This is a genomic window from Paenibacillus sp. GQ49, assembly GCF_059759055.1.
In genome coordinates this window covers 506,941-518,534 of record NZ_JCAXEL010000002.1, presented here as the reverse complement: position 1 = coordinate 518,534, position 11,594 = coordinate 506,941, and the positions used below count along the sequence as shown (strand labels likewise).

At 47.5% G+C, this 11,594-nt stretch carries 12 protein-coding genes and 1 other annotated feature; of the genes, 11 read left to right on the top strand and 1 reads right to left on the bottom strand.

The features are described from left to right. The first annotated feature begins 56 nt into the window (after positions 1-56). The 11 genes from AC6CIF_RS06950 to leuS all read left to right on the top strand — a co-directional run bounded on the left by AC6CIF_RS06950 (position 57) and on the right by leuS (position 10,696). Complete coding sequence (locus AC6CIF_RS06950) at positions 57-584, top strand: YqeG family HAD IIIA-type phosphatase (RefSeq protein ID WP_036615148.1); 528 nt, start codon at positions 57-59, stop codon at positions 582-584. After that, entirely contained in the window at positions 581-1,708 is a 1,128-nt protein-coding gene (gene yqeH, locus AC6CIF_RS06945) for a ribosome biogenesis GTPase YqeH (protein ID WP_017687184.1), read from the top strand. The genes AC6CIF_RS06950 and yqeH overlap by 4 nt, the downstream gene beginning before the upstream one ends. 45 nt (positions 1,709-1,753) lie before the next feature. Next, the gene (gene aroE / locus AC6CIF_RS06940; protein WP_498198665.1) at positions 1,754-2,623 is read left to right on the top strand and encodes a shikimate dehydrogenase; all 870 of its coding nucleotides are present in this window, start codon (positions 1,754-1,756) and stop codon (positions 2,621-2,623) included. Positions 2,624-2,705: 82 nt separating this feature from the next. Then, positions 2,706-2,999 carry a ribosome assembly RNA-binding protein YhbY gene (yhbY, locus tag AC6CIF_RS06935; protein ID WP_017687186.1) on the top strand — a complete coding sequence of 98 codons (294 nt, stop codon included), beginning with the start codon at positions 2,706-2,708 and terminating at the stop codon, positions 2,997-2,999. A 15-nt stretch (positions 3,000-3,014) separates the two neighbouring features. Then, entirely contained in the window at positions 3,015-3,605 is a 591-nt protein-coding gene (locus AC6CIF_RS06930) for a nicotinate-nucleotide adenylyltransferase (RefSeq protein WP_074095918.1), read from the top strand. Beyond that, entirely contained in the window at positions 3,589-4,155 is a 567-nt protein-coding gene (gene yqeK / locus AC6CIF_RS06925) for a bis(5'-nucleosyl)-tetraphosphatase (symmetrical) YqeK (protein WP_498198663.1), read from the top strand. Before AC6CIF_RS06930 ends, yqeK begins: the two co-directional genes overlap by 17 nt. 76 nt (positions 4,156-4,231) lie before the next feature. After that, the gene (gene rsfS, locus AC6CIF_RS06920) at positions 4,232-4,579 is read left to right on the top strand and encodes a ribosome silencing factor (protein ID WP_036615136.1); all 348 of its coding nucleotides are present in this window, start codon (positions 4,232-4,234) and stop codon (positions 4,577-4,579) included. Further along, positions 4,576-5,481, top strand: coding sequence for a CvfB family protein (locus tag AC6CIF_RS06915; RefSeq protein ID WP_237174336.1), 906 nt, complete (start codon positions 4,576-4,578; stop codon positions 5,479-5,481). The genes rsfS and AC6CIF_RS06915 overlap by 4 nt, the downstream gene beginning before the upstream one ends. Positions 5,482-5,839: 358 nt before the next feature. Then, the gene (locus AC6CIF_RS06910) at positions 5,840-6,610 is read left to right on the top strand and encodes a class I SAM-dependent DNA methyltransferase (protein ID WP_498198661.1); all 771 of its coding nucleotides are present in this window, start codon (positions 5,840-5,842) and stop codon (positions 6,608-6,610) included. A 225-nt stretch (positions 6,611-6,835) separates the two neighbouring features. Beyond that, complete coding sequence (locus AC6CIF_RS06905) at positions 6,836-7,792, top strand: phosphotransferase family protein (RefSeq protein ID WP_498198659.1); 957 nt, start codon at positions 6,836-6,838, stop codon at positions 7,790-7,792. Positions 7,793-7,903: 111 nt separating this feature from the next. Next, positions 7,904-8,173, top strand: a binding site (T-box leader). Positions 8,174-8,251: 78 nt separating this feature from the next. Continuing rightward, positions 8,252-10,696: a leucine--tRNA ligase gene (leuS, locus tag AC6CIF_RS06900; RefSeq protein WP_498198657.1), complete on the top strand. Its 2,445-nt coding sequence runs from the start codon at positions 8,252-8,254 to the stop codon at positions 10,694-10,696. Here the strand turns inward: leuS and comER are convergent. Beyond that, positions 10,677-11,522 (bottom strand): late competence protein ComER, encoded by an 846-nt coding sequence (comER, locus tag AC6CIF_RS06895; protein WP_036615122.1) that lies wholly within the window; start codon positions 11,520-11,522, stop codon positions 10,677-10,679. The genes leuS and comER overlap by 20 nt on opposite strands. Positions 11,523-11,594 lie beyond the last annotated feature (72 nt).

The following is an 11,594-nucleotide window of genomic DNA, read 5'->3' as shown; positions in this document are numbered from 1 at the left end:
TTTCAGGAAAGACGGATTTGTGATATAGTGTGTCGTATGAAACTGAGGTGACTTCTTTGTTTAAAATGTTAATGCCCAAGCTGCGTGTAGACACGGTTTTTGACATTAATCTGGAAGAGCTGTACGCTCAAGGCTACCGTGGAATTATAACTGATCTGGATAACACACTCGTTGGAGCCAAAGCCCCTGACGCTACGCCCGAACTGATTGAATGGTTTGCACGTGTGAAAGAGGCAGGTTTCAAGCTGATGATTGTGTCAAATAACAATTTGAATCGTGTATCCCTGTTTGCGACCCCGCTGGATATCCAGTTTGTGCATAGTGCACGCAAACCATCGAATGTACCGTTTCGTAGAGCAATGAAAATGATGGAGTTATCTCCTGAAAACACGATTGTAGTAGGCGATCAGATGCTTACGGACGTTTATGGAGGGAACCGAATGGGGTTATATACCGTTCTGGTACTGCCAATCTCCATTGGGGACGAAGGTTTTATGACCCGCTTCAATCGACGCGTGGAACGGATTGCTCTAACGAGTTTACGCAGGAAAGGCTTATGGCTTGAGGAGGAAAAGAAGAAATGACAGAACCGCATAACGGCAATCTTGCCGTAAGGTGCAGCGGATGCGGCGTGCATCTGCAAACAGAAAATTCGGAATTACCAGGGTTTATCCCCGAGAAGGCATTGGATCGTGAACCGGTTATATGCCAGCGCTGTTTCCGCATCAAAAACTACAATGAGTCATCATCCGTTACGGTGGATCAGGACGAATTCCTGGCGCTGCTTAGCAAAATCGGGGATAAGGATGCACTTGTCATCCATATCGTTGATTTGTTTGACTTTGATGGCAGCATTATCTCCGGTCTGCAACGTTTTGTAGGCAACAATCCGGTATTGCTTGCTGTGAACAAAACGGACTTGCTTCCGAAAGTAACCAACTGGAACAAGGTTCGCAACTGGGTACAGAAGCAAGCCAAAGAACAGGGTTTGCGTACAGTGGATGTAGTCTTGTGCAGTGCAAAGCAAAATCAGGGCTTCGACCGACTGCTTGAGCTTGTAGGAACGTATCGCGAAGATCGTGACGTGTACGTGGTTGGCGGTACCAATGTGGGTAAATCCACACTCATTAACCGTCTGATTCGTGATTACAGCGATCTGGAGCAGGAACTGACCACATCCCGTTATCCGGGAACAACGCTTGATATGGTGAACATTCCGCTGGATGATGGAAAATATATCATTGATACACCTGGAATCGTGTATCCATGGCGTTTCAGCGAGATTGTTTCACGTAAGGATCTCGCTGCCATCATGCCGGAAAAACCGCTTAAACCGGCTGTGTATCAGTTAAATTCCGGTCAGACGCTGTTCTTTGGCGGCATGGCTCGATTTGACTTTGTGGAAGGTGATCGCCAGTCGTTCACTTGTTTTATCAGCACTGCGCTTGATATTCACCGGACGAAGCTGGAGCGTGCAGATGATCTGTACCGCGACCACTTGGGAGAATTATTGTCTCCACCAACCCGTGAGGATGCAGCAGAGATGGCTGAATGGACCAGACATGAATTCCGCATCAAACGCGGCAGTCAATCGGATGTATTCATCTCGGGTCTGGGCTGGATTAAGGTGAATGGCGATATTGGAGCGCTTGTTGCTGTTCATGCTCCAAAAGGCATTCGTGTACAGATCCGCCCATCCTTAATCTAATGTAATCTCAGAACCTGTACATCAGAGCGGATTGGAGGCGGACCTATGTCTGAGGATAAAAAGGGCAACCCTTCACTTCCCGTGTTGCTTGGCGTTATGGGTGATCCTATTGCTCATTCCAAATCACCGGCAATGCACAATGCGGCCCTGCAGGCTGCAGGAGTGAATGGAATGTATATGCCGCTGCATGTTCATCCGGATCAATTGGAAGCGGCAGTTCGGGGAATTGTGGCATTGGGCTATCGTGGTGTCAATGTCACGATCCCGCATAAAGAGCAGGTGATGCAGTACCTGGATGTGATCGATGAAAGTGCTCGCCTGATTGGTGCGGTGAATACCATCGTCAATGAAAGTGGAACACTGACAGGGTACAATACGGATGGTATTGGCTATGTCCGATCGCTGAAGGAAGAGGCTGTGCCTGAGCTTGCGGGTAAACGTATTGCTGTACTGGGAGCAGGTGGAGCGGCAAGAGGCGTTATATACGCACTTGCATTGGAGAAACCTGAACGCATCCACATTCTGAACCGTACAGCGGACAGGGCTATTGCACTCGCTTCGGATTTACGTGCCCATGGCTTGGGAGAAATCTCGGGCAGTGGCATGGAAGACGCTGCAACGGTACTGGCTACGGCTGATATTGTGATTAACACAACGGCTGCCGGAATGCATCCTCATGTTGATGACGTGCCGGTTGATCCTGCACTGATCCGTGAAGGCGCAGCTGTGAGTGATCTGATCTATAATCCGCTGGAGACCCGTCTGCTTCGGGAGTCGCGGATGCGAGGATGCACGGTGCACGGTGGTCTGGGTATGTTTGTATACCAGGGCGCAGTGGCCTTTGAACATTGGCTTGGCATCCCGGCTCCTGTGGAGACGATGAGACGTGCAGTACTAAACAGTTTTGAAGTGTGAAAATAATAATTGAATGGTCAGGTCCGGACAGTTTTTGCGCTGTCGATCAGGGCCTGCTCAACATAAGGAGTATGGAGTATTCATGTTAAACGGTAAACAAAAGCGCTTTTTGCGGTCACAGGCACATCACCTGACCCCTGTATTTCAGATTGGTAAAGGTGGAACCAATGAGCACCTGTTCCGTCACATCGAAGATGCGATTGAGAAGCGCGAATTGATGAAAGTGCAAGTATTGAACAACAATGACGAGGACAGAAAAGAGATGGCAGAAGAAGTTGCCCGTGAAACGGGAAGTGAGCTTGTACAACTCATCGGTAATACAATCATCCTGTACAAAGAATCTCGCGATAACAAACAAATCGAACTACCTAGATAAGGGAGCGTGACGCAGGTGAAGATCGGCATCATGGGTGGTACGTTTGATCCGATCCACATGGGACACCTCCTGGCAGCTGAAGCGGCAAGGGACTCGCATGCACTGGATGAGATCTGGTTCATGCCTTCCCATGTTCCACCTCACAAACGCGGAGCCGGAGCTTCGGGACAACAACGTCTCGATATGACGGAAGCGGCTGTGAAGGGTGTGCAGCAATATGAGGTGCTGGGTATTGAGATGGAATTGGGCGGAGTGTCTTATACCATCGATACGATGAAGGAACTGTGGCGTCGCCATCCTGAACATGAATTTTATTTCATTATCGGGGCGGATATGGTGAACTATCTTCCCAAATGGGAGCAGATTGAAGAGCTTGCAGAACGCTTAACCTTTATCGGAGTTGGTCGGCCGGGCTTCCAGTTACATCTCGATGATTTACCAGACGAGTTACAGGATCGGGTCCTGCTGGCCGAGATGCCCTTGGTCGATATTTCATCGACAGCCGTACGCAGACGTCTGGCCAAAGGACATTCGGTACGCTTCATGATTCCTGATGAAGTGCACCAATACATTGTAAGGAGCGGTTTATATGGCACTAAGCCGTGATGAACTGATTCAAGCCGTATCCGGACAAATGCCGGAAAAACGCTGGAAGCATACACTGGGTGTAATGGAATCGTCAGTGATGTTGGCTAAGAAATACGGTGCTGATCCTGTGAAAGCAGATCTGGCAGCGATATTGCATGATGTGGCGAAGTACTGGCCCGTAGCGGAGATGGAAGCGGTCATCCGTGATAACGGTTTAAACCAGGAACTTCTGCAGCATGACAAGCAGCTCTGGCATTCCGAAGTCGGTGCTTTTGTAGCCGAGCGTGATTACGGTGTGGAAGATTCCGAAGTTATTAATGCCATCCGGTGGCATACCTCGGGGCGGGTAGGCATGAGCTTGCTGGACAAAGTGGTGTGTCTTGCCGATTACATTGAACGGGGACGAGATTTCCCGGGAGTGGATCACATTCGCGAACAGGCTGAACGTAGTCTGGAGGAAGGTTTAATTGCCGGATTCGATTCGACGATCAGCTTGTTGATCTCGCAGCGCCGTGTCATTTATCCTTTGACCATGCTGTCGCGGAATGACTTAATTGCACAATTATAGAGGTTGTTCAAAAAGTCCACTTTTGATTACGAAGGATCTTTTTGAACACACAATTATAGATTATGGAGGTTGGTTCATGACAGTATCATCGAAAGAACTTATGAATATGGCGGTTGCTGCCGCTGACGACAAAAAGGCATCCAACATTGTAGCGTTGGATCTGATTAATGTTTCCCTGGTGGCAGATTATTTTGTTATTTGTCACGGGAATTCCGATACACAGGTACAAGCCATTGCCACTGAAATTCGCAAACAGGCTCATGCAGCCGGAGCGACGATCAAAGGTATCGAAGGTATGGATTCAGCACGTTGGGTATTGATGGACATGGGTGATGTTGTTGTTCATATCTTCCACCGTGACGAGCGTGAATACTACAACATTGAACGACTCTGGTCTGATGCCAAAGTGGTGGAAACTGTATGAGTTTGATTGCTGGAACAGTCGTCTCATTGCCGGTTTCACGTGAAGTGTCTCCGTTTGGCTTCTTTTTGACGACAGGATCGGAAGATGTACTGCTTCACTACACCGAGTTAACACGGGATATTAAAATTGGTGAGACGCTTGAGGTATTTGTATTCTTTGATACAGAAGATCGTCTGGCCGTAACGATGAAAAAGCCTTATCTCATGCTTGGCGAAATGGCACGACTGGTTGTGGCTGATGTTCACCCACGACTGGGCTGTTTCCTGGAAATGGGACTTGGACGGCAATTGCTGCTTCCTATTCGTGAATTGCCTGAACTGGAAGAACTGCGTCCTCAAGTAGGGGATGAAGTCTTTGTAATCATGGAACATGACAAGCAGGGACGTCTGCGTGCCAAATTGGCCGGGGAACGTGAGCTTTCACCATTGTCTTTCCATGCGCCAACTTCATGGTTAAACGAGTGGGTTGAAGCGACGGTATACAAGCCGCTGCAGATGGGTACTTTTGTACTTGTAGAAGGCGGTGTACTGGGCTTTGGCGCGATTGGTATGATTCATTCATCCGAACGTAGTCATATGCTGCGTCTTGGTGAGAAAGTGAAATGTCGGGTGACACTGGTACGTGAAGACGGACGTGTGAATCTGGCCATGACTCAACTCAAACAAGTTGGACGTAACGAAGATGCAGACAAGCTGCTCGCTTTCATGAAAGAACGCCCTATGGGTGGCATGCCTTATTCGGATGCAACTCCGCCGGATATCATCAAGCAGCGCTTTGGCATCAGTAAGTCTGCTTTCAAGCGTGCCTTGGGCAAATTGATGAAAGACGGATTGGTGGTCCAAAAGGAAAGCTGGACGTATCTGTCCGAATCTGCTCCTGCAGATCAAAGTGAAGACAAGTAATCTTCCTGATTAAATAGTTGTAATATGGAACTCGGATAAGGCAGGGATAGGCTGGGTAAACACCGGATGCCCCTGCTTTTTCTTTTGTTATATAAATTGAACTAAACATTTACACGAAACGGAGAGGACAGAAAAAACCTGAAGAAGCGGAGCTAAAAGCTTTCTGCAAGAAAGCTACTTCGAAAGCATACACTTCGCCTTTATCCCCGGATTTAATCCTTTATAAAAGGAATCAAAAAAATCTGGGGATAACAGCGATCGGAAGGTTGTTCTGTCATTGGAGTGTCCAGTGTAAATATTCTTTGGTTCAATTTATATAGATCAATTCGAAAATGAAATTGAAAGTGCGGTGCCTGACATGTCTTACCGGAAATTTGCCTATGTGTATGATGAATTAATGGAAGATATGCCTTATCCGGACTGGATAAGGTTTGCAAGAACAGCATGGGAAAAGCATGGAATGCCCAAAAGTGTCGCTGAACTTGGCTGTGGAACGGGTTCCATTACGATCCCGCTCGTGAACTCCGGTTTCGAAGTTACAGGCATTGATCTCTCAGCAGATATGCTGTCGGTTGCACGTAGCAAGATGGAGGCTACGCCTCAGGGTCATCGTTTATATCGGGAAGGCAGTGTCCGTTGGGTGCAGCAGGATATGCGGGAATGGCGAGTTCCGGAACCTGTGGATTCGGTGATATCTTTCTGTGATTGTGTCAATTATTTGCTTGAACAAGAAGATGTCATTCGTACATTCCAGCGGACATATGAGATGCTGAAGCCTGATGGAACGTTCCTGTTTGATGTGCATCATCCCAATACCCTTATTCGTTATGATGATGAGCAGCCTTTTGTACTGGATGAGCGCTCCATATCTTATATTTGGACTTGTGATTTGGACCAGGATCGCTGTGAGATTGAACATCATCTCAGTATTTTTTCGCGTGTGGATGATGGTAACAAGGATATGTACCAGCGGTTTGAAGAAGTTCATGTCCAGCGCGCGTATAATCCGGACTGGATGAAGCTGGAGTTATCCAAGGCAGGTTTTAGAGACGTGAAGGTATATGCGGATTTTGAATGGAAAGAGGCCGGAGACAGCGCTCAGCGCTTGTTCTATGTGGCTGTGAAGTAAGAGCGAATAATGAGAACTGTCCTTATGTTTGGTGCATAAGGGCAGTTTTTTGTTTGATTTTCCATGGAGAATGAATAGCAATAGTCTTAAATAGGGTAAAGGAATGAAAGAAAAGACATAACGACGTGACAAAAAGTATTGCCAGTTAAAGTAAATGAGGCGATAATAGTCGGATAGAAAGCGTTTTCTGAGAAAATAAATCAATTGTCAATGTGAGGTGTAGAAATGGAAAGTACATATAAAACAAGACTTACCTCAGAACAACTGAATGCCATTATAGAACAACATTTCTCTACAAGTATACAGAACTACAAGGAAATGGTGGATGGCTGGGCCAATCATGCATACCTCATTACACTGAGTGACGCACAGCGAGTGGTACTCAAAATTGCACCGTCAGCTTCGACAAATCTGATGCGCTGTGAGCAGGATCTCATGATTGCCGAGGTTGAGGCACTACGCCTCATCACCGAGCTACAGGATGTCCCCGTACCTCAAGTGCTGGCTTATGATGACTCTTTAACCATGGCTTCAGCACGTTATTTTATCATGGAGTACATGTCTGGAACACCCTATAATCAGGTCAAGGATCAATATTCTGCGGAAGAGCAGGAGGCCATTGAATACCAGCTCGGTCTGTACAATCGTCGAATTAATGAAATCAAGGGCGAGCAGTTTGGATATTTCTCGGAGCAAAAACAGCGATATTCCACATGGAAAGATGCATTTATGAATCTGATGGAAGACATTCTTACCGATGGTGAAGAAGCCGGAATTACATTTTCGATCGATTACCCTGAATTGAGACGTTTGATTGAAGAAAAATCGGATGTGCTGGACGATGTCAAAGAACCTGTGCTTGTGAGTTGGGATCTGTGGGATGGCAATGTTCTGGTAGACAAAGGTCGCATCACAGCGATTATTGATTTTGAACGTTCTCTGTGGGCAGATCCTCTGATGGAGCATTACTTTAGTCATTTTAACTATACTCCCGGATTCGTGAAGGGATATGGGCATGCGATTACCACTGAAAGTGAGCTGAGGAGAAGAAGTCTATACGACTTGTATTTTGATCTGGTATTACGTATTGAGTGCGCTTATCGTCAATATGATAATCAGGAACATGTGAATTGGGCTATTCATAATCTGGAGGAAGGCATTGAGCGTTTTCGGTTATCCTGAAAAGAAACCAGCGTCATGAAAGGTACGAACCGTAGACTTCAAGATGGCGATTATAACGTGTAATATTGACTTTGGGCTTGCTTTTTTATATAATGGTCCCGATATTGTATACATATTTCGATGATGAGGATCAGTAGTAATTCCTGTACATAACAGAGAGCCGGCGGTTGGTGCAAGCCGGTTGACAGTGATTTGCGAACTCGCCTTGGAGAAATGCGGTGATTACACCATTCTGTTTAACCTGCTTGTATAAAGCTTGGGTTCAGGAATGGAAATCCGCATCGGTTAACCGCCGTTACAGGTCCAAAGGGAGTGGATGACGAAGCACGTTCGTCCGCTAACTAGGGTGGTACCACGGGAATTCAACCTCTCGTCCCTAGCGCTGCAAACGCTACGGGATGCTGAGGTTTTTTTGTTGCAATTAAAGCTAAAGCGAATAACCTGAAGGAGGAACAATAGATGAGTGAGAATAACCAGCCGAAACACGGCTATCAGCCACAAGTCATGGAAAAAAGTTGGCAGCAATACTGGGATGCAAATAAAACGTTTAAAATGGGTGAGGACCCTGCTAAACCGAAATTTTATGCACTGGATATGTTCCCTTATCCATCCGGTTCAGGTCTGCACGTAGGCCACCCGGAAGGATATACGGCAACGGATATCGTTTCCCGTTACAAACGTATGCGCGGTTACAACGTATTGCACCCAATGGGTTGGGACGCTTTCGGTCTGCCTGCTGAGCAGCATGCACTGGATACAGGTGAACATCCACGAGATATTACATTCCGTAATATTGACAATTTCCGTCGCCAGATCAAATCGCTCGGTTTCTCTTATGACTGGGATCGTGAGATCAGCACAACGGACCCTGAATACTATAAATGGACACAATGGATCTTTATCCAGCTGTACAATAAAGGCCTGGCTTATGTGGATGAAGTTGCAGTTAACTGGTGTGAAGCCCTTGGAACGGTACTTGCTAATGAAGAGGTTATTGATGGCAAGAGTGAACGTGGAGGACATCCGGTTGTACGCAAACCGATGCGCCAATGGGTTCTGAGAATTACCGAGTATGCAGAGCGTCTGCTGGAAGACCTGGAAGAGCTGGATTGGTCTGAAAGCATCAAGGATATGCAGCGCAACTGGATCGGTAAATCCACAGGTGCGGAAGTGGTATTTGCCATTGAGGGTCGCGAGGAAGTTATCAAGGTGTTCACTACCCGTGCGGACACATTGTTCGGTGCGAGCTTTGCAGTACTTGCTCCAGAACATGAATTGGTAGAAGCAATTACAACCGATGACCAACGTGAAGCGATTCAGGCTTATCAGGAGCAGGCTTCTCGTAAAAGTGATCTGGAACGTACAGATTTGGCCAAAGACAAAACAGGTGTATTCACTGGCGCTTATGCAATCAACCCTGTTAATGGTGCAAAACTGCCGATCTGGATTGCTGATTACGTTCTTGCAGGTTACGGTACAGGTGCGGTTATGGCAGTTCCGGGTCATGATGCACGTGACTGGGAATTTGCGAAGCAGTTTGGTCTGGATATCATCGAAGTTATTCAAGGTGGAGACGTTACACAAGAGGCGTATTCGGGTGATGGCGCGCATGTGAATTCCGATTTCTTGAACGGACTGAACAATGAAGAAGCGGTTGCCAAGATGATTGCTTGGCTGGAAGAGAACGGTAAAGGGCAAGGGAAAGTGACCTATCGTCTGCGCGATTGGCTGTTCAGCCGTCAGCGTTACTGGGGTGAGCCAATTCCGATTCTGCATCTGGAAGACGGAACGATGAAGACAGTACCTGAAGATCAACTTCCACTGCTGTTGCCTGATATCGACCAGATCAAACCTTCGGGTACTGGAGAATCACCACTGGCGAATGTTACGGAGTGGGTGAATACGGTAGATCCAGAAACGGGAATGAAGGCACGCCGCGAGACCAACACCATGCCACAATGGGCGGGTAGCTGCTGGTATTACCTGCGCTTTATCGATCCGCACAATGACAAGGAACTGATCTCTAAGGAGAAACAGCAGCAGTGGCTGCCAGTTGATCTGTACATTGGCGGAGCAGAGCACGCGGTGCTTCACTTGCTGTACGCTCGTTTCTGGCACAAAGTGCTGTATGATCTGGGTGTTGTGGAGACCAAAGAACCTTTCCACAAACTGGTGAACCAAGGTATGATCCTGGGTACCAATAATGAGAAAATGAGTAAATCTCGTGGTAATGTCATTAACCCGGATGAAATCGTCAATGAATTTGGTGCAGATACATTGCGTCTGTACGAGATGTTCATGGGACCATTGGAAGCGACAAAACCGTGGAATGCAAACGGGGTTGAAGGCATGCACCGCTTCCTGTCACGTGTATGGCGTCTTTTCATTAACGAAGACACAGGAGCCATCAATGACAAGATTACTGTGGACGGTGGAACGGATGAGTTCAAGCGGACTGCTCACAAAACGATTAAAAAAGTTACGGAAGATCTGGAACACCTGCGCTTCAATACATCCATCAGCCAGCTGATGATTTTCATCAACGATGCATACAAAGCAGATACACTGCCTCGCGAAGCGATGGAAAACTTTGTGCAACTGTTGTCACCACTGGCACCGCATATGGCAGAGGAACTGTGGAGCCGTCTGGGTCATGAAGGTGGAATCTCTTACGTGGCTTGGCCTGAATATGATGAGTCTATGACAGTGGACGCGGAAGTAGAAATCGTTGTTCAGGTAAACGGTAAAATTGTAACTCGTGCTACGATCGCGAAGGATCTGGATGCACAGGGTATGCAGGACTTTACGATGGAGCTGGCACCTGTTAAGCAGGCGCTGGAAGGCAAGACCATTCGCAAGGTCATTGCCGTTCCAGGCAAACTCGTTAATATTGTTGCCGGTTAATCTCACCGGCTCGAAACAGTTCATCCAGCTTTAACAAATCTTCATCATATTTGTCATGTGTCGTGTGGATCAGGCTGTCGAAAACGCCGTCAAGACTAACCTTCAGCAGTGCAAGTGCCTGAGCGGTAATACCGCCAGGTACAGCGACACGAGCCTGAAGCTCTTGCGGGGTGTACCCTCCTTCGGTGAGCAGCTTGCCTGTTCCTAGGAGCATTTCGCCAGCCAGAGCGCAGGCATCTGCCCTTTTAATGCCTGTCAGCTTCACTGCACTTTCGATCCACTGTTCCAAAAAGAACGATATGAATGCAGGTCCGCAGCTGGAGAAGTCGGATGTGATTCGTGTACAGGCTTCATCCACTTGGTACGGCCTGCCTATATGACTAAGCAGACTTTCTAACACAGCGCGGTCTTCACTGGTCATTCGTTCGCCATGTATACAGAGAGATGCTCCACTGCCGACTTGGTGTGTGACGCTGGGAATTACCTTGGAGACTTTGCAAGGAAGTGAAGATTCCAGATGTCGCAGCTGCACGGGACTGGTGATCGAGACAATTATATGATTGGGATTCACGACAGGCAGGATGTCGTCAATGACATGTTTGAATTCAAGCGGCTTCACGCACAGGAAGATGATATTACTTCGGATCACCGTTTCCCGATTGCTCTGGGATTCATGCAGACCGGGGTAACGGAGGGATAACTGACGTACTTTGGACGGGGTTCGATTGCTGGCCGCGATCTGGCGGGGCTCGAGTGCACCCGATTGGATCAGGGCATAGATTAGCAGGCTGCCCATGCTGCCGGTTCCGATAAATCCAACCTTCATTGTTTCAGGCCTCCTTTCATGCTTTACGGTACTGGCGCAGTTCATTCCCTCTATTCTATGCGTGAGGACCTG